The 18,344-nt window shown below is 69.4% G+C and carries 18 protein-coding genes; 10 read left to right on the forward strand and 8 right to left on the reverse strand.

Annotation, left to right across the window (positions count from 1 at the left end; translation table 11 throughout):
• Positions 1–1,128, reverse strand: a complete 1,128-nt coding sequence (locus AUL34_RS11415) for a DNA recombination protein RmuC (RefSeq protein ID WP_061933832.1) — start codon at positions 1,126–1,128, stop codon at positions 1–3.
• Positions 1,129–1,225: 97 nt separating this feature from the next.
• Here AUL34_RS11415 and def point away from each other — a divergent pair, with 97 nt between their 5' ends.
• Genes def through truA form a run of 3 tightly spaced genes read left to right on the forward strand, consistent with a single transcriptional unit; the run spans position 1,226 to position 3,495 of the window.
• Positions 1,226–1,744 (forward strand): peptide deformylase, encoded by a 519-nt coding sequence (gene def / locus AUL34_RS11420; protein WP_061933833.1) that lies wholly within the window; start codon positions 1,226–1,228, stop codon positions 1,742–1,744.
• A gap of 4 nt (positions 1,745–1,748) precedes the next feature.
• Positions 1,749–2,693: a methionyl-tRNA formyltransferase gene (gene fmt / locus AUL34_RS11425; RefSeq protein WP_061933834.1), complete on the forward strand. Its 945-nt coding sequence runs from the start codon at positions 1,749–1,751 to the stop codon at positions 2,691–2,693.
• Between the two features lie 4 nt (positions 2,694–2,697).
• Positions 2,698–3,495 carry a tRNA pseudouridine(38-40) synthase TruA gene (gene truA, locus AUL34_RS11430; protein ID WP_061933835.1) on the forward strand — a complete coding sequence of 266 codons (798 nt, stop codon included), beginning with the start codon at positions 2,698–2,700 and terminating at the stop codon, positions 3,493–3,495.
• On the opposite strand, the gene AUL34_RS11435 is transcribed toward truA, so the two are convergent.
• The gene (locus tag AUL34_RS11435; RefSeq protein ID WP_192845735.1) at positions 3,442–3,975 is read right to left on the reverse strand and encodes a hypothetical protein; all 534 of its coding nucleotides are present in this window, start codon (positions 3,973–3,975) and stop codon (positions 3,442–3,444) included. The two genes, truA and AUL34_RS11435, sit on opposite strands and share 54 nt — an antisense overlap.
• 55 nt (positions 3,976–4,030) lie before the next feature.
• Entirely contained in the window at positions 4,031–5,200 is a 1,170-nt protein-coding gene (gene dapE, locus AUL34_RS11440) for a succinyl-diaminopimelate desuccinylase (RefSeq protein WP_061933925.1), read from the reverse strand.
• A 361-nt stretch (positions 5,201–5,561) separates the two neighbouring features.
• Here dapE and AUL34_RS22580 point away from each other — a divergent pair, with 361 nt between their 5' ends.
• Positions 5,562–6,869 carry a lytic transglycosylase domain-containing protein gene (locus tag AUL34_RS22580; RefSeq protein ID WP_061933839.1) on the forward strand — a complete coding sequence of 436 codons (1,308 nt, stop codon included), beginning with the start codon at positions 5,562–5,564 and terminating at the stop codon, positions 6,867–6,869.
• Positions 6,870–6,947: 78 nt separating this feature from the next.
• Here AUL34_RS22580 and dapD read toward each other — a convergent pair whose 3' ends face one another.
• Positions 6,948–7,805, reverse strand: a complete 858-nt coding sequence (gene dapD, locus AUL34_RS11450; RefSeq protein ID WP_061933841.1) for a 2,3,4,5-tetrahydropyridine-2,6-dicarboxylate N-succinyltransferase — start codon at positions 7,803–7,805, stop codon at positions 6,948–6,950.
• A gap of 137 nt (positions 7,806–7,942) precedes the next feature.
• Between dapD and AUL34_RS11455 the strand changes: the two genes are divergently transcribed.
• The 3 genes from AUL34_RS11455 (at position 7,943) to AUL34_RS11465 (ending at position 10,197) form a co-directional block, all read left to right on the forward strand.
• Positions 7,943–8,818: an LOG family protein gene (locus AUL34_RS11455; RefSeq protein WP_370539041.1), complete on the forward strand. Its 876-nt coding sequence runs from the start codon at positions 7,943–7,945 to the stop codon at positions 8,816–8,818.
• Between the two features lie 64 nt (positions 8,819–8,882).
• On the forward strand, positions 8,883–9,191 hold the full coding sequence (locus AUL34_RS11460; RefSeq protein WP_061933843.1) for a hypothetical protein: 309 nt from the start codon (positions 8,883–8,885) through the stop codon (positions 9,189–9,191).
• A 112-nt stretch (positions 9,192–9,303) separates the two neighbouring features.
• Positions 9,304–10,197: a BON domain-containing protein gene (locus AUL34_RS11465; protein ID WP_156420890.1), complete on the forward strand. Its 894-nt coding sequence runs from the start codon at positions 9,304–9,306 to the stop codon at positions 10,195–10,197.
• A 104-nt stretch (positions 10,198–10,301) separates the two neighbouring features.
• Here AUL34_RS11465 and AUL34_RS11470 read toward each other — a convergent pair whose 3' ends face one another.
• The 3 genes from AUL34_RS11470 to argB form a co-directional block, all read right to left on the reverse strand.
• Entirely contained in the window at positions 10,302–11,027 is a 726-nt protein-coding gene (locus AUL34_RS11470) for a pyrimidine 5'-nucleotidase (RefSeq protein WP_061933929.1), read from the reverse strand.
• A 70-nt stretch (positions 11,028–11,097) separates the two neighbouring features.
• The gene (locus tag AUL34_RS11475) at positions 11,098–12,399 is read right to left on the reverse strand and encodes an MFS transporter (protein ID WP_061933847.1); all 1,302 of its coding nucleotides are present in this window, start codon (positions 12,397–12,399) and stop codon (positions 11,098–11,100) included.
• Positions 12,400–12,584: 185 nt separating this feature from the next.
• A complete protein-coding gene (argB, locus tag AUL34_RS11480; RefSeq protein ID WP_061933849.1) occupies positions 12,585–13,469 on the reverse strand; it encodes an acetylglutamate kinase in 885 nt (294 codons plus the stop codon).
• A 206-nt stretch (positions 13,470–13,675) separates the two neighbouring features.
• Between argB and AUL34_RS11485 the strand changes: the two genes are divergently transcribed.
• Positions 13,676–14,482, forward strand: coding sequence for a hypothetical protein (locus tag AUL34_RS11485; protein WP_061933850.1), 807 nt, complete (start codon positions 13,676–13,678; stop codon positions 14,480–14,482).
• Between the two features lie 14 nt (positions 14,483–14,496).
• On the opposite strand, the gene AUL34_RS11490 is transcribed toward AUL34_RS11485, so the two are convergent.
• Positions 14,497–15,261, reverse strand: coding sequence for a mechanosensitive ion channel family protein (locus AUL34_RS11490; RefSeq protein WP_061933852.1), 765 nt, complete (start codon positions 15,259–15,261; stop codon positions 14,497–14,499).
• 559 nt (positions 15,262–15,820) lie between these two features.
• Here AUL34_RS11490 and AUL34_RS11495 point away from each other — a divergent pair.
• On the forward strand, positions 15,821–17,542 hold the full coding sequence (locus AUL34_RS11495) for a DUF3369 domain-containing protein (protein ID WP_061933854.1): 1,722 nt from the start codon (positions 15,821–15,823) through the stop codon (positions 17,540–17,542).
• 3 nt (positions 17,543–17,545) lie between these two features.
• The gene (locus tag AUL34_RS11500) at positions 17,546–18,298 is read left to right on the forward strand and encodes a response regulator (RefSeq protein ID WP_061933856.1); all 753 of its coding nucleotides are present in this window, start codon (positions 17,546–17,548) and stop codon (positions 18,296–18,298) included.
• Positions 18,299–18,344 lie beyond the last annotated feature (46 nt).

Genomic DNA, 18,344 nt, shown 5'->3' on the forward strand with positions numbered 1-18,344 from the left:
TCACGGCCGGGGGAGGTGCGCCGCGCCGTCTTCCGCACCGAGTTCGGCGGCCGCGATCTTCTCGCCGCGCCGGATCAGCTTCTCGGTGGAGATGAGGATCTGGTCGATGTCGCGCCCCGTCTGGCCGAAATGGGTCTTGAGCGCGGATACGCGCGCGTCGAGCCGCTGGAGATCTTCCGCCAGGAGCACGACCTCGCGCTGGATGAGACCGGCCTCGCGGCGCATGCGCTGGTCCTTCAGAAGTGCCTTCACCACCTCGATCGAGAGCATCAGCAGCGAGGGGGAGACGATGACCACCCGGGCGCGGTGCGCGCGCTGGATGATGTCGCCGAAATGCTCGTTGATCTCGGCGAAGACCGATTCCGAAGGTACGAAGATAAAGGCGGTGTCCTGCGTCTCTCCGGGCAGGAGATACTTCTCCGCCACCGCCCGCACATGCACCTCCATGTCGCGGCGAAGGCGCGTGGCGGCGATGTCGCGCGCCTCGTCGCTCGGGGCCTCGCGAAACGCGGTCCAGGCTTCCAGCGGGAACTTGGCGTCCACCACGAGGGCCGGCGCGCCGTTCGGCATCAGGATCAGGCAGTCCGGCCGCTTGCCGTTGGAGAGCGTCGCCTGGAACGAGTAGGCGCCGGGCGGCAGGGCGTCCATCACGATCGCCTCCATCCGCGCCTGGCCGAAGGCGCCGCGCGCCTGCTTGTTGGCGAGAATGTCCTGAAGCCGCACCACCTCGCCGGCCAGCCCCTGGATCTGCCCCTGCGCCCGGTCGATCACCGCCAGCCGCTCGGCGAGCCGCGACAGGGTCTCGCCGGTGCGGACCTGCGCCTCGTTCAGCGAGTGACCGACCCGGTGGCCCATCCCGTCCAGGCGTTCCGAGACGGTGCGCGCGAGCTCGGCCTGGCGCGCGCCCAGCATCTCGCCCATCGACTGGAGGCGTCCGGCCAGCTCGGCCTGCGCCTGCAGAAGCTCGTCGCGCGCATCGCCCTGCGCCCCGCCGGCCCGGCGCCGGACGAGACGCACGAGAAGGGCGAGGATCGCAAGCGTGAGCAGCGCCTCGCCCCAGCTCACGGTGAAACCGAAGGGCGCGGCGAGCGGGCGGTCCAGAAAGGCGGCGAGGGCGGAGAAGTCCATGCGCCGAGGCTAGCCGATTCCCTCGGACACGGCCAGATCAAAACGGGAACATCTGCGGCCGGTTGACCGTTTCGCGCTGTGCGATTACCTGACGGACATGACCGTCAAGCCCCTTGTCATCCTGCCCGATCCGATCCTGCGCCGCGCGTCCGAGAAGGTGGTGCGCGTCGACGATGCCCTGCGCCGTTTCACGGACGACATGCTGGAGACGATGTACGACGCACCCGGCATCGGGCTGGCGGCGATCCAGGTCGGCGAGCCGCTGCGCATCGTCACCATCGATCTGTCCAAGGAGGACGACGAGGAGAAGGCGCCGCAGGTCTTTCTCAACCCGGAGATCCTGGCGTCCTCGGACGAGCGCTCGACCTACGAGGAGGGGTGCCTTTCCATCCCGGACTACTATGCCGAGGTGGAGCGGCCGGCCACGGTCACCGTGCGCTATCTCGGTCTCGACGGGGAGACGCACGAGGTCGTGGCCGACGGGTTGCTCGCGACCTGCCTGCAGCACGAGATCGACCATCTCAACGGCGTGCTCTTCATCGACTACATTTCCAAGCTGAAGCGCGACATGGTGATCCGCAAGTTCTCCAAGGCGACCAAGCGCGGCGCGGTCTGACCGCATGACCCTTCGCGTCGTCTTCATGGGCACGCCGGAATTCTCCGTTCCGACCCTGCGTGCGCTGCACGAGGCCGGTCACGAGATCCCTGCGGTCTATACCCAGCCGCCACGGCCCGCCGGCCGGCGCGGGTTGGAAACCGTGCCCTCGCCGGTGGAAAACGAGGCACGGCGGCTGGGGCTCGACGTGCGCGCGCCCGTCTCGCTGAAGGGGGCGGACGAGCAGGCGGCCTTTGCCGCGCTCGGCGCCGACGTCGCCGTCGTGGTGGCCTACGGCCTTCTTCTGCCCGGACCCATCCTCGAGGCGCCGCGCCTCGGCGCGTTGAACGGACATGGTTCACTCCTGCCGCGCTGGCGGGGCGCCGCCCCGATCCAGCGCGCGATCGAGGCGGGTGATGCCGTCACCGGCATGATGGTGATGGGCATGGAACTCGGGCTCGACACCGGACCGGTGGCGCTCACCCGCGAAGTTCCCATCGGCGAGACGGACACGGCGCGGGAGCTCCACGACCGCCTATCGGAGGCATCGGCCGCACTGATGGTCGAGGCGATGGCGAAGCTCGAAGCCGGCACGCTTCGTTTCGAATCCCAGGATGCCATTGCCGCCCGCACTGGTCGCGCGGTCGCCTACGCCGCCAAGATCGAGAAGAGCGAGGCTGCGGTCGACTGGTCGCGTCCCGCCGGCGAGATCGCGCGCCGCATCAACGCCTTCTCGCCCTTTCCCGGAGCCTGGACGACGCTGGGCGGCGAGCGGCTGAAGCTTCTGCGCGCGGTGGCGGAGGAGGCAACCGGCACGCTCGGCACGGCGCTCGACGACAGGCTTCTGATCGCTTCGGGCGAGGGGGCCGTGCGGCTTCTCGAGGTGCAGAAGGCCGGGGGGCGACCGTCTTCCGCCGACCAGTTCCTGCGCGGCACCCAGGTGCCGGCCGGCACGCGCCTCGGCGCCTGACGCGATGCCGCGCTACAAGCTGACCATCGAATACGACGGCACGACCTATTGCGGCTGGCAACGCCAGAAGAACGGCATCTCGGTGCAGGAAACGGTGGAGCGCGCGCTCCTTGCCTTCTGCGGCGAGGCGGTGACGCTGTTCGGCGCGGGGCGCACGGATGCCGGCGTCCATGCCACGGGGCAGGTCGCCCATGTCGACATCGCCCGCGAGTGGAAGACGGACACGGTGCGGGACGCGCTCAACGCCTACCTGCGCGAGGAAGGAGGCGTCGCGATCCTCTCTGCCGAGCGGGTGCCGGACGGGTTCGACGCGCGCTTCTCGGCCCGCAAGCGGCATTATCTCTACCGCATCCTCAATCGCCGCCCGCCGCCCTCGATCCTCAAGGGCCAGGTCTGGTGGGTCTGGCGATCGCTGGACGTCGCGGCGATGGACCGCGCCGCCAAGCGTCTCCTCGGCACCCACGACTTCAACACGTTCCGCTCGGTGAACTGCCAGGCGAAGAACCCGGTGCGCACGCTGGAGCGGCTCGACGTCGTGCAGGGGCCGGGCGGCGAGGTGCATATCCACGCCTCCGCCCAGTCCTTTCTCCACAACCAGATCCGCTCCTTCGCCGGCTCGCTGAAGCTCGTCGGCGAGGGCCGCTGGACGGAGGGCGATCTCGTCTCGGCGCTGGAATCGCGCGATCGCAAGCGCTGCGGCCCGGTCGCGCCGCCCGACGGGCTCTACCTCACGCGCGTCGACTACGCCTCAGCCGATGACCAGGCCGAACAGGTCGGAGACGGCGGCGTAGGAGAGGAGTGAGACGAAGACCATCATGGTGACGATGGCGATCGCGAGGGGATAGTCGCAGGCGGTCGACACCGCGATCAGCCGAACGGTCAGCACGATCGAGGCCAGCGCGATTAGGAGGCCGAGCGCCTGCGTCAGATCGCTCTGACCGCCGACGAGCAGGAGCACGAAGAAGGGCGAGAAGACCCATGTCAGGAGCGCCCCGCCCCAGTTGACCGCCACGACGAAGGGCACCATGCGCTTGCCGAAGCCGATGTGCCGGGCGGCGATCCCGACGAGAAGAAGCGGCAGGAGCCAGGCCGTGAGATCGGCGAGGGCGTGGGCTGCAAGCGCCATCACCGGGCTGACCGCCGCCCGTCCGCGTTCGATGCGCTCGAACTCCAGCCAGGACAGGGCGGTCGGCGGCAGCGCCACGACGAGCGCTGCGAAGGACCGCCAGAACCCGTCGGCCGACAGGTCGAGCCGATCGAGACCCCGCCGGTCGCCGGCCATCAGCTGCCATGCGCCGGTGAAATAGCGTCCGATTTCCGGAAGGGTCGGGAGGAAATCAGGACTGGGCGGCGAACCAGCGGGCAATGAAGGTTTCATAGATGGCCGTCAGCGTTTCGAGGTCCGAGAGGGCGACCCTCTCATTGGCCATATGCATGGTGGCACCTACAAGGCCGAATTCCACCACCGGGCAATGGTTCTTGATGAAACGGGCGTCCGACGTGCCCCCCGAGGTGGAGAGTGCGGGTCTACGGCCGGTCACCGCCTCGACGGCCGCGGAGAGCGCGGCGGTGAGGGGGCCCCCGGCCGTGACGAACACGTCCGAAACGGGCTCGCGCCAGACGATCTCGTAGGGCTTGCCTCCGAGCGCCGCTTCGATCCGCCGCACCAGCTCGGCCCTCAGGGTCTCGGGCGTCCAACGGTCGTTGAAGCGGATGTTGAAGGCGACGTCGATGCGCGCCGCAATGACGTTGGTCGCCGCATTGCCGGTGTCGACGCTCGTCACTTCGAGATTGGACGGCTGGAAGGCCTCGCTGCCCTCGTCCAACGGCGGGTGGTGCAGGGCGTCGAGGACGGCCGCCAGCCGGCGTGCCGGGTTGTCGGCGAGATGGGGATAGGCGACGTGGCCCTGAGTGCCGGCAAGCGCCAGCCGCCCCGACAGCGAGCCGCGCCGACCGATCTTGATCATGTCGCCGAGGCTCTGCGGGTTCGTCGGCTCGCCGACAAGGCAGGCGTCGAAGCGCTCGCCTGCCGCTTCGGCGAAGGCCAGGAGCTTCACCGTGCCGTTGATCGCCGGCCCTTCCTCGTCGCCGGTGATCAGGAGCGAGATGCACCCCTCCGGCAGGGCGCCCCGGTCCGCAAGGCGCGCCACGGCCGCCACGAAGCAGGCGATGCCGCCCTTCATGTCCACGGCGCCGCGCCCGAACATCTCGCCCGCTTCCACCGCGCCGGAAAAGGGGGGATGGCGCCAGTCCGCCTCGGCCCCCGGCGGCACGACGTCCGTATGGCCGGCAAAGCACAGGTGCGGACCACTCGTGCCGCGTGTGGCGAGGAGGTTTTCCACGTCAGGCGTGCCCGGTTCGCGAAAGGTCGGACGCTGGATGGCAAATCCCAATGGCTCAACCATCGCTGCCAACTCGCCGAGCGCTCCGCCCTCCGTCGGCGTCACGGACGGGCAGCGCAGGAGGCGCTGGAGAATCGCGGCGGGGTCGGTCGCAAAGGGTGTCATGGAGATCGGTTTAACCTCGGGTGGCGCGTTCTGGAACGATTTTTCCACCACGCTGGGAACCATTCGTCGCATCTCGAACGGCTCGAATCGTCCCGTGGATTCAGTTGGATAGTGTGGCCGGACGATGTTTGGAATCTGTCAAGCTTGCTCCAAGCCGGCAAATCCAACTTCGACGGGGTGGTGTTTTTCGGTCACGTTGCGCTAACCTTCGTGAACGCTTCGTAACCTTTCCCCCATTCCTGCCACGTTTCGGCCGGGTTTGGAGGGGCAAGGACGAGGTCGAGGGAAACGGCTGTGGGGACCTTGCATGACTGAACAGCGGGCCGAAGGAGCCCGGGGCGCGTGTGTGCGTTCCGGCCGGATGGTTTCAGTCGCCGGACTGGCGCTCCTTGCACCGCTGATCCTGTCAGCCTGCGTTTCGGACGGGGACCGGATGGCCGGCACCGCCGACATGACCCCGAAGACGGCCCAGGACATCAAGGCCGCCGACGCCGCGGCGGCTCCCGCCCAGAAGGTGGTCGAGATCGCGTCGAACGACGCAGGCCCCACGCGGGTGATCCTGCCGACCGGTCGTCCCAAGGCAGCGCCCTTGCTGGTGGCTGAGGCCAAGGGCGAGCGCGTCATCCACTCCGCCGCGCAGCCGAGGACGGAGGCCGGCGCGGCCGCTTCCGAGACGAAGGCGGAAGCCGGACTTGCCGCAAAGGCCCTCGGCACCGCCGTGGCCGCGCGTGACAGCGTCAAGGGCGGGGTCGTCGCCGCAAAGGACACCGTGGTCGCCAGCGCCTCGGCCGTCGGCTCGGGCGCGGTGGCCGTGGCCTCCGCCGGGGCGCGCACGGTGCGCGAGGCGGCTCGCGCCGTCGGCGACACGATCACCGGCGATCCCAAGATCGACCAACTCATCGAGAAGGCCGCCGACGAGAACGACATTCCCCGCGAACTGGCCTATGCGGTGGTGCGGGTGGAAAGCCACTACAACCCGCGCGCCCGCGGTTCCGGCGTCTACGGACTGTCCCAGATCAAGCCGGCCACCGCGCGCGGCCTCGGCTTCCAGGGCTCGGCCGAAGCCCTTCTCGATCCCGAGACCAATCTTCGCTACGGCATGCGCTACCTGAAAGGCGCCTACGAGCAGGGCAACGGCGACGTCTGCCAGACGGCCATGAAATATAAGGGTGGCCACCGCACCACGGTGATGTCGAAGTCCGCTAGCGTCTACTGCTCCAACGTCAAGCGCCACATGGCCGCGATCCGCGCCCGCAAGTCGCCGGCGATGGGCGGCGAGGCGCCGACCCTGGTGGCTGCCGTCGAGCCCACCGTGCGCTCCGGCCTGATCGCCCGCGAAGTCTCGGCGCAGCCCGCTGCCGCCCGAAAGGACGGGGCGCCCGCAGCCGTCGCCATGGCGCCGGCGGAGGCCCCGGTTGCCACGGCGACCGCCGCGGTCCTGTCCGTTCCCGCTTCCGCCGCGCCGCTGCCCGTCGCCCGTCCCGTGCGCGTTGCCGACAACATGCCCCGTGCCGCGGCAAAGCGCGCCGACGGCTCGATCGGCGTCGGCTCGATGGTCGGCGGACGCGTCGTGCGCCACGAGGCCCCCGACGTCGGTCGCTTCGGCGATGCCTTCGATGCCGGCACCCCGGCGAGCCCGGCTCCGGCCGGCGGCCTCGGCTTCAACTGAGCTTCGACGTTCGTTCAGAAAAAAGCCCGGAGCGGTGTGCGCTCCGGGCTTTTTTCGTCTCTGTATCGGGTCGGCGTCTCAGGCCCGCAGGAGGTCGTTGATCGAGGTTTTCGAGCGGGTGCGCTCGTCCACCCGCTTCACGATCACCGCGCAGTAGAGGGCGGGAGCCGGCTCGCCGTTGCCCATCGCCTTCGCGGAGGCGAGCGAACCCGCCACCACCACCGAATAGGGCGGCACCTCGCCATAGGTGATGGCGCCGGTCTCGCGGTCGACGATGCGGGTGGACTGGCCGATGAAGACCCCCATCCCGAGCACCGAGCCCTCGCGCACGATGCAGCCCTCGACGACCTCGGAGCGGGCGCCGATGAAGCAATTGTCCTCGATGATCGTCGGGCCCGCCTGGAGCGGCTCCAGGACACCACCGATGCCGACACCGCCCGACAGGTGCACGTGCGCGCCGATCTGCGCGCAGGAGCCCACCGTCGCCCAGGTATCCACCATCGTGCCTTCGCCGACCGAGGCGCCGAGATTGACGAAGCTCGGCATCAGGATGGCGTTGCGGCCGATATGAGCGGAGCGGCGCACGATGGCGCCCGGCACCGCCCGGAAGCCGGCCTCGCGGAACCGGCCCTCGTCCCAACCGTCGAACTTCGAGGGGACCTTGTCCCACCACGGCGCGCCGCCGGGGCCGCCCGGAATCGTCTCCATGTCGTTGAGGCGGAACGACAGGAGCACGGCCTTCTTCAGCCACTGATGGACGGTCCAGGCGCCGTCGCCTCCACGCGTCGCGACCTTGGCCTCGCCGCGGTCGAGAAGGCCGAGCGCGGTGTCCACCGCCTCGCGCACCGCGCCCCCCGTCGTCGCGGAAACGGTGTCGCGGGCGTCGAAGGCGGCTTCGATCGTGCGTTCGAGGTCGGCGTGGGGGGCGGCGGACATGGGCGATCGTCTCCGGTTGGGCGGCCAAAGGGGGGTCGCGCATCCTCTAGAGGCACTCCACGGGGGGCACAAGGCTTGCCCCTGTCCGGCAACTGTCTCTAAACCCGTCGCTCCAGACACATGGCAGGACGCTGGCGATGATGGACGACGAACCGAAGAGCGGCGGCGCAAGCCCGGCTGCGCCCGAAGGGACCTGGGTGCCGTTTCCCTCCGCCGGCGACGACCAGCGGCGCCAGGCGGCGAAGCCACGTACGCCCCAGACACTGTCGCCGACCTACCGGCTCGCCTACGACGACCCGGACTTCCTGACCGCCGAGGCAACACGCGGCGTGCGGCTGCAGCTCGAACTGATGAAGCCGGAACTGGCGCTGATCGAGGCGGGCATCCTGTCCACGGTCGTCCTGTTCGGTGGCGCGCGCATCCCGGAGCCCGGCCAGGCGGCCTGGGCGGCGCGCAACGCGGGGCAGAAGGCGCGGCTCGAGGCCAACAGCCGCTACTACGAGGAGGCCCGGCGCTTCGCGCAGGTCGCCTCGCAGCACTCGGCCAACACTTCGGGCGGCAAGGAGTTCGTGATCGTCACCGGGGGTGGGCCCGGCGTGATGGAGGCCGGCAACCGGGGCGCGGCGGATGTCGGCGCGGTGTCGATCGCCCTCAACATCACCCTGCCGCACGAACAGGCGCCCAACCCTTACGCGACCCCCGAGCTCTGCTTCAACTTCCACTACTTCGCCACGCGCAAGATGCACTTCCTCTTCCGGGCAAAGGCGATGGCGATTTTCCCCGGCGGCTTCGGCACGCTGGACGAGCTCTTCGAGGCGCTGACCCTGATCCAGACCGGACGCATGGCGCGCATTCCGGTGCTGCTCTTCGGCCGGGAGTTCTGGCGGCGCCTCGTGGATTTCGAGTTCCTGGCGGAAGAAGGCACCATCGCCCCGGACGACCTTGATCTCTTCCGCATGGTCGACACGGCCGAGGAAGGCTGGGAAACGATCCGCGCCTTCTACCGGTTCTGAACGCAGGAACCTCGTCAGCGCCGCTTCCGTTTCGCCCCGACACCTTTCTCGCAGGAGCGGATCCATGGGCGGCGAAGACACCGATTCGGACATGATGCGGCGGCAGCAGGCGATGGACGTGGCCGAGAGCATTCCCGCCGACGAGACGCGCGAGCGTCGGCCGCCGTCGGACAGCGACCCGGAGAGCGCCGCCGCGCGCGCCGCCGCCAAGGCCGGGCAGGGCGCTGACGGTGAATGGACGGAGGACGCGGTGCTGCGCCAGAACCGGGCGGGCCTCGACGCCGCGCCCTCCGATCGCAGCGCACCTCCGCGGAGCGGTTCCACTCCCGCCGGCTCCCTCGCCAGCCCCGGCCGCTCGCTTCTGGGCGACTGATCGATCCCTGCGGCCTCCGGTGGAACGACGCGCCGCGACGCTTCGTTAGCCATGCCTACAGCCTGCTCGCCCGGCGTTTCGCGTCGGTGCAGGCGTTCATGGGAGAGATCGGATGAGCGACCACAGGACACCGGGAGATCGCGGCCGTGCGCGCAACGAGGACGAGCGGAGCGGGCGCATGGGAGAGCGCGACGCACGTCGCCGTGCCTTTTATGGCGAGCGCGACGCCTATGGCGAATGGGACCGCGAGGCCTATGGGCGGACCGGTTCGGAAAGCGGCTACGGGCGCGACCAGTCCGACTCGGGCCGCTATGCTTCGCGCGACACGCGAGGCTACGGCCCGTCGTTTTCCAGCGGCGCCTTCGACGATCGCTTCGGGCGCGGCGACCATCGCGACACGCGCGGCAGCTATGGCGGCGACCGATACGGCCGGCGCAGCGAGTACGGGGCCGGCGGATCGTCCTACGACGACTACGGCGCGCGCGACCGCTCCCGGCAGACCAGCGGCTACGATCAGGGCGAGCGCAACTTCGGTGACGAGCGCTATCGCGGCGAAGAGCGCGGTTTCGTGGAGCGGGCGGGCGACGAGATCGCCTCCTGGTTCGGCGATCGCGACGCCGAGCGCCGACGCGAGGCGGATCGTCAGTTCGGCGGGCGGGGGCCGAAGGGCTACACCCGGTCCGACGAGCGCATCCGCGACGACGTCAACGACCGCCTGACCGACGATCATTACATCGACGCCTCGGACGTCGAGGTCGGCGTGAAGGATCGCGAAGTGACGCTGTCGGGTCATGTGCCGACCCGCGACCAGAAGCGGCGCGCCGAGGACCTCGCCGAACGCGTGTCCGGCGTGACGCATGTCCAGAACAACCTTCGCGTCCAGTCCGGCACCGGTTCCTATGCCGGCACCGGGGCGACCGACACGACCGGCGTCGGATCGGCGGCGGGCGAGATCGGCGGGTCGCGCAGCTGGGGCACCGATACCACGGGCAGGACGACGTCCTGATCCTCATCTGGCCGGACGATCGGCACGAGGAATCGTTGAAGGCCCCGGCGCTCCTCGCGCCGGGGCCTTCTCCCATCCTGCGATCGCCGAGACGATAGCTCGTTTCAGGCGCCGCGCACGCGGGCGAGGAAGCCGGCGAGATCGTCGGTGACGAAGTCGATATGCTCGCCCTCGCGGCCCTCGTGCTCCCAGGCGTCGCCGAGCGTCGTCTCGAAATTCTCCGGCACGATCAGGACGGTGCGCATGCCGAGCCGCTTGGGAACCTCGAGATTGCGCGCGAGATCCTCGAACATGGCAGCGCGCGTCGTGTCGATCCGGTGCAGGCCCATGAACTTGTCGTAGGTCTCGGCCGCGGGCTTGGGAACGAGGCCGGCGGCGACGATGTCGAAGATGTCCTCGAAATGCTCGAAGATGCCGAGCTGGCGCGCCGTGCGCTCGGCATGGCCCCGGTCGCCGTTGGTGAAGATGAACTTGCGGCCCGGCAGCGCGGCGATCTCGTCCCCGAGCTTCGGGTCGGGCGTGAGCCAGGAATAGTCGATGTTGTGGACATAGGAGAGGAAGGCGTCCGGGTCGATCCGGTGCACCTCCATCAAGCCTCGCAGCGTCGTGCCGTACTGCCGGTAGAAGTCCTTCTGGACGACCCGGGCCTCCTCGCGCGGCACGGCAAGGAGCTCGGCCACGTAGTCCGTCATCCGCGCATCGATCTGCGAGAACAGGTCGGTGCGGCGCGGATAGAGCGTGTTGTCGAGGTCGAACACCCATGTGTCGACATGGGCGAAGTCGGCGGGGTTGGCGTCGCGGGTGCGTTGGATCGTCGGGTTCGCGGTCATGGCTCCTTTGCGCATGCGAAGGGCCGCGACGTCAACCGGACGATCCCTGCAGAACCCGGACCGTCTCCGCTCAAGCGCCTTCGAACTCGGCGCGGCGGGGCGTCGCGAAGAGGGCGAGCGCTGTGAGGACGGCCGCCGCCGAGAGATAGTATCCAACCGCCGCGAGCCCATGGTCCGTGGCGAGGCGCGTGGCGAGATAGGGCGCCAGCGACGCACCCACGATGCCCCCGAAGTTGAAGGTGAGCGAGGCGCCGGTGTAGCGCACGGCGGTAGGGAAGAGATCGGACAGCGCCGTGCCCAGTGGGCCGTAGGTCATCCCCATCAGGGCGAAGCCGATGATCTGGAAGGCGACCACGCTGCCGACGCTGCCGACGCCGAACAGCGGCTCGAACAGGAAGCCGAAGAGGCCGATGCCGAGTGTCGCCAGGAGCAGCGTCGCGCGCGAGCCGATGCGGTCGGCCATCACGGCCGAGACCGGGATCGCCAGCCCGAAGAACACGACGCCGAGCATCTGGATCGGCAGGAAGCCGGTGCGCGAAAAGCCGAGCGCCGAGGTGCCCCAGGACAGGACGAAGGTCGTCATCAGATAGAACAGGACGAAGGTCGCGAGCGCCGCGAAGGTGCCGGCGAGGAGCCGACCCTTGTGCTCGCCGAGCACCGCGAGGAGCGGGACCTTGACGCGCTCGTGCCGCTCGATCGCCTTCTGGAAGGCCGGTGTCTCGTGGATCTTGAGGCGCACCCACAGGCCCACGAAGACCAGAAGCGCCGAGGCCACGAAGGGGATGCGCCAGCCCCAGGCGAAGAACTGCGCGTCGGAGAGGACCTCGGACAGGATCAGAAACGAGCCGGTGGCGCAGATGAAGCCGATCGGCGCGCCGAGCTGGGGGAACATGCCGTACCACGCGCGCTTGCCGGGCGGCGCATTCTCGGTCGCCAGCAGCACCGCACCGCCCCATTCGCCGCCGAGCCCGAGACCTTGGCCGAGGCGGCAGAGCGCGAGAAGCAACGGCGCGAGGACCCCGGCGCTCGCATAGGTCGGCAGGAGACCGATCGCCACCGTCGAGACGCCCATCGTCATCAGCGCCGCGACCAGCGTCGCCTTGCGCCCGATGCGGTCGCCGAAATGGCCGAACACGGCCGCGCCGACGGGCCGGGCGAAGAAGGCGATGGCGAAGGTCGCAAAGCTCTGCAGCGTCGCCGAGGTCGGATCCGCCGACGGGAAGAAGAGCTGCGGAAAGATCAGAACGGCGGCGGTGGCGTAGATATAGAAGTCGAAGAACTCGATCGTGGTGCCGATGAGGCTGGCGAACAGGATGCGGGCGCGCGAGTTGACGGGCGCGGAGCCTTCGGCGGATGCGGGGACGGCGGTCAAGGCAGTGGCTTTCGGTGCTGCGGGAAGGCGTAACGAGCGTTACGCTTGGGCCCCGCAGTACCCGACGCGGCGATGACAGACAAGGTGAAAGATATGCCTGACTGACGATCCGCCGGCGAGCGAGGGCTGTTCCCTCGCATGCGCCGGCCGCCTGGCCGGCGTCCCCGGTTGCCGCCGGAATGCCGTCAGGGAACGATCAGCGTTCCCGCGCCGTGCTCGGTCAGGAGTTCCAGAAGCACGGCGTGCAGCACCTTGCCGTTCAGGATGACGACGCCCTGCACCCCCCGGTCGATCGCCTCGATGCAGGTCTCGACCTTCGGGATCATCCCGCCGGAGATCGTGCCATCGGCGATCAGCGCGCGGGCCTGCGCCACCGACAGTTCCTTGATCAGCTCGCCGTTGCGGTCGAGGACGCCCGGCACGTCCGTCAGGAACAGGAGCCGCGCGGCCTGGACGGCGCCGGCGATCGCGCCCGCGAACGTGTCGGCGTTGATGTTGTAGGTCGCCCCGTCGCGGCCGGGCGCAACGGGCGCGATCACCGGGATCATCTCCGAGCGGGCCAGGAGATCGAGAAGCGTGCGATCCACTTCCACCGGTTCGCCGACATAGCCGAGGTCGAGCACGCGCTCGATGCGCGAATCCGGGTCGACATAGGTCTTCTTGGCCTTCTCGGCGAAGACCATGTTGCCGTCCTTGCCGCACAGGCCGATGGCCCATTCGCCCTCGGCGTTGATCAGGGCGACGATCTCCTTGTTGATGGAGCCGGCCAGAACCATCTCGACGATTTCGACGGTGCTCTGGTCGGTCACCCTGAGCCCCCCCTCGAACCGGCTTTCGATGCCCATCTTGGCCAGCATCGCGCCGATCTGCGGTCCCCCGCCGTGGACCACGATCGGGTTGATGCCCGACTGCTTGAGAAGGGCGATGTCGCGGGCGAAGGCGCGGCCGAGCGCCTGGTCGCCCATGGCATGGCCACCGTACTTCACCACCACGGTCTTGTTCTCGTAGGCCTGCATGAAGGGCAGGGCCTCGGCGAGAAGATTGGCCTGCATGGCGGCGGTGTCGGTCATGGCGGCGGCTCCCGGCGCGTGTCGAGGATCGGTCGGCGGAACGCCTGACCGCGATTCGTGACAGCCTCTAGACCAGGACGCCGCGCAAAAGAAGGGCATGCCGCCGGTGCGGCGCGCCTTGTGCGGCAGGCTCAACGAAGGATTAAACTTCTGATTGCAATTCTATGTGCAATTTTGACGGTTCGGGGAAGCCGACAGTGCCGACGATGTATCGTACACCGGGGTTTCGCGATGTCCTGCGCACTTTAGCCGTTGTCGCCTGTTTTCAACTCCTGGGCGTGACCCCGGCTGCGGCCGGTGCCTGGACCCTCGGCCAGGGGGAGGGCCTCGCCATCGTCACCGTCGGCGGATCGGAGGCGCGCGGCGCTTTCGCGGACAACCGCCGACGCGCGCCCGTCTCCGGCTTCCGAAAGGCGGAAATCCAGGTTCTGGCGGAGTACGGCATCACCGATCGGTTCACGCTGCGCGGCCGAACCGAGTTGCGGCACCTCAGCTTCGAGACGCAGGACGACGAAACGGGGCTCGGCGTGTCGGAGATCGGCGGACGCTTCCGCCTCCTGCAGCGCGGCGGCTTCGTCGCTTCCGCCGAAGCCAACCTTCGGATCGCCGAGGCCGATCCGGCGCTCGATCCAGGCGGTGCCGGACTTCTGGTCGGCGAGATCGAGGGTCGCCTTCTCGCCGGCTACGGCTTCACGCTCGCCGGCCTGCCCGCCTATGTCGATGCGCAGGGCGCCTACCGCGCGGCGGGTGCGACCTCGGCGGACGAGGTGCGGGGCGACCTGACGCTCGGGCTTCGTCCCCGACCGGACCTCCTCGTCCTCGCGCAGAGCTTCTCGGTGGTCGGCCTGCCGACGGACGGGCTGGAAGGGTATGACCAGCACAAGCTGCAACTCAGCGCCGTCTACGACCTGACGCCGGCCGTCGCCGTGCAGGCGGGCGGCTGGGGTGCGGTCGCCGGCCGCAACGCACTCGACGAGCGCGGCCTCATCGCCGCGCTCTGGCTGAAGTTCTGAGGGGGGGGCCGCCCTCAGGCAGCCCGGTCCCGCACCACCGACAGGGCAGCCCGCCCCCGCGTCTCGCCCGCCGCCCGTTCCAGCACCGCGAGCGCGATCCGCCGCTCGGCACCGGCCGCCTCCTCCGGCGCGCAGAACAGGACGATGTCGAGGCGCGGCTTGCCGAACTCCGTGGTGGCGAGCGCGACCGACGGGGCGGGCGCGCCGGATGGGGTGCACTCGGTCGCTTCCCCATGCGCCAGCGCGAGGAGGTCGCGCAGGGGAACCGTCGCCTCCAGCGTGAGCGAGAACGCATGGTGCCGGACGCCGGGCGTGCGAGCCTCCACATGGATGCCGCCGGCGAAGATGCGGCTGTTGGGGACCACCAGCCGGCGACCGGTCTGCCGCGAGCCGTGCGCGCGCGCATCGCTCTCCGCAATCGTCGTGGTCAGCCAGTTCACGGCGAGGACCCGTCCCGACACGCCGTCGAGCTGCACCTGGTCGCCGACGGCGTAGCTTCGGCCGATCCGTCCGGCCACGGCCCCGGTCGCGCACTGGATGAGTTCCTTCGTCGCCAGAACGACCGCCATCGCCACCGCGGTCAGGGACAGAAGCAGCGACTGCAACTCGCCGATCCACACGAGGCCGAGCACCAGCGCCGCGCCGAGCCCGCACAGCCGTCTCGCCCGGTCCTGTCCGGCCGGCACGAGGCGGCGGGCGAGGGACGCGAGGAGAAGGGTCAGCGCGCTGGCCCCGATCTGAGGCGACAGGGCAAGAGCGGTTTCGAACGACGAGGTCACGGCAGGCAGCTCCAAGCGGGAGACGCGGCAGGCCCGGCGTCTCTAAGTGGAGGCAGGTCTAGGGACGACCCGTTGCGTCGCGATGCCGCCGATGTTGCGAGCGAAAGCGATCTCGTTTCGCTTGATCCTTCGTTTCCCTCGCGGTTGGTCGGCTCGCTCCGTTGGATGCCGTCGACGACGCATCCGGGCCGGGTAAAGCGCAAAAGGCGAAACAATCGCGAAACACCGTTCCTGTTCCCGACCGACGCCCGAAACATCGCCCCCTTATCCAGCACCACCACCGGGGCGTGCAGGACGTACGCCCCATGGCTTCCGGGGGCCGGCCATGATCCGCAACGTCTACTGTCGTCTTGCACGCCCGTTTCGCGTCGCCCGCTGGATGGAACGGCATGTGTCACAGGGCTCGCCGAGTGCGGAGCCTTCGCGCCGGACCGGTGCGAGCTTGGCTTCCGCTTGCGAATTCGACTACGCTTTCTACGCGCATCTGGCGGCATGCCGGCGTGGACCGGCGCGCCGCTGACCGATGCCCCTGGGGAACCCATGCCGCCGCGGAGGGGCGATGACGGGCGAGTGGATGAGCTTCGATTCGGGCGAGCGCGCGCCGGCGCTGCCCGCGCCTGCGCCGTGGAAGCTCCTCGTCGTCGACGACGACCGCGCGGTCCACGATGGCACGCGTTTCGCGCTCGATGCCTTCCGTCTGCACGGGCGGGGTCTCGAGCTCCTCGGCGCGCGTTCCGGGGCGGAAGGGTTGGCGCAGATGCGCGCCCATCCGGACGTCGCGATCGTGCTTCTCGACGTCGTCATGGAGAGCGACGACGCTGGGCTCCGGCTGGCCCGGGCCATCCGCGAGGAACTCGGCAACGAACTCGTGCGCATCATCCTGCGCACCGGCCAACCGGGGCAGGCGCCCGAACACGACGTCGTCGTCGATTTCGACATCAACGACTACAAGGCCAAGACCGAACTCACCGCGGACCGCCTGTTCACCACCATCACCGCAGCACTGCGCTCCTTCGAGCAGCTCAAGAAGCTCGACGATATGCGCGCCGGGCTGGAACTGATCGTCGGAGCGTCGAGCGACCTCTTCAGCGAACGCTCCCTCACCCATCTCGCGCGCGGCGTCCTCCTGCAGCTCAATGCCCTTCTGTCGCTGGAATCGGAGGGCATGCTGGTGCTGCGCGAGGAAGGCGGTGGCGAGCCGACCGTGCTCGCCCGCCTCGGCAGCTTCGAGGCAGGGCAGGGGCTCGACCTCGCCGCCCTCATCGCGGAAGGAGCCGAATGGCACCAGCCGGAACACCGCGACGGGCGCGTCCATCTCTACGTGCGCACCGCCGGCGGGGCGGAGATCCTCGTCGTGCTCGACACCGAGAAGCCGCTCGACCCGACGCAAGGCGCGCTCGTGTCGGTCTATTGCGCCAAGCTCGCCGCCGCCTTCGACAACGCCCGCATGCACGGCGCGGTTCTCGCCGCCAACGAGGGGCTGGAGAGCGAGATCGCCAAGCGCACACACGAGCTTCGCACCGCGGTCGAGCGGCTGGAGATCCAGAGCGGGCAGCTGAAGCGGGTCAACGCCTTCAAGAACGAGATCCTCGGCACCGTCGCGCACGATCTGAAGAACCCGCTCGCCGTGATCCTCGGTCGGGCCGAGATGCTGGCGGCGCTCGCCGCCGACCTTCCCGAGGACATCCGCGGGCCGATCGACACGCAGACCGAGCACCTTCGCACCGCCGCGCGTCGCATGGCCCGCATCGTTGATCTCTCCGTATCCGACGCCATGGCCGACGCCATGGACGTGCGCGTCAATCCGCGCCTCACCGAACTCGCCGCCGTGGTGCGCGCGGCGGCCGAGATGAACGCGCCGCTGGCCGCCTCCAAGGATCAGGTCCTCGCCGTGTCCGTGCCCGACGGGCTGGCGCTGGAGTGCGACCCCGATCGCCTGGGCGAGGCGATCGACAACCTCGTCAGCAATGCCGTGAAATACACCCCGGCCGGCGGTCGGATCGAGCTGACGGCGGGCCGCGAGGGCGATGCGGCCTTCGTGCGCGTCTGCGATTCGGGACCGGGCCTTAGGCCGGAGGACCTCGTGCGCCTGTTCGGCCGCTTCCAGCGCCTGTCCGCCCAGCCGACGGCCGGAGAAAGCTCCACCGGGCTCGGTCTCTCCATCGTGCGCAAGATCGTCGATCTGCACGGCGGCGCGATCGACGTCGCCGAAACCGGTCCGCTCGGCGGCGCCGCCTTCACCATCACCCTTCCCCTCAGCCCCCTTCCTGGACGCCCTTGAGAGATGCCGATGAGCGAACCCCTGATCGCAGTGGTCGACGACGAGGAGCCGACGCGCGCGATGATCGGCGACTACCTCGCCATGAACGGGCTTCGCGTCGCGTCCTGCGACGGGGGTGCCGCGTTCCGGGACCTCCTGATGCGCGAGACGCCCGACCTCGTGGTGCTCGATCTCAACATGCCCGGCGAGGACGGACTGTCGATCGTGCGCTTCCTGAAGACGGAAACGCGCATTCCGGTGATCATGCTGACGGCGACCGCCAGCCTCGTCGATCGCGTGGTGGGGCTCGAGCTCGGCGCCGACGACTACCTCGCCAAGCCCTGCGAGCTGCGCGAACTTTTGGCGCGCATCCGCTCCGTGCTGCGCCGCGCCGCCAGCGTCGCCGCGTCGCCCGCCGCCGAGGCGGACGCGGCGCGGCGCGTGCGCTTCGGCACCAAGTGGCTGGATCTCGACGCACAGCTCCTGTGGGACGAGGCGGGAGGTTCGGTGCAGCTCGTCCAGAGCGAGTTCAGCCTGCTCAAGGCCTTCGCCGAGAACCCGCGCCGCGTGCTCACGCGCGAACGGCTGCTGGATCTGGCGAGCGCCCGGGACAGCGACCCGTTCGACCGGGCGATCGACGTGCGCATCACCCGCATCCGCCGCAAGGTGGAGCCGGATCCCGCCCATCCCACCGTGATCCGCACGGTGCGCGGGGCGGGATACATCTTCTCGCCGGAAGCGGCGCCCCAGGCGTCGGCCGGAACGAAATCGGCATGAAACGAAACGCCCCCATGGTCCGCCCGTCTCGACGCCACCCGGATCT

This window comes from Aureimonas sp. AU22 (assembly GCF_001463745.1).
Taxonomy (GTDB): Bacteria; Pseudomonadota; Alphaproteobacteria; order Rhizobiales; family Rhizobiaceae; genus Aureimonas.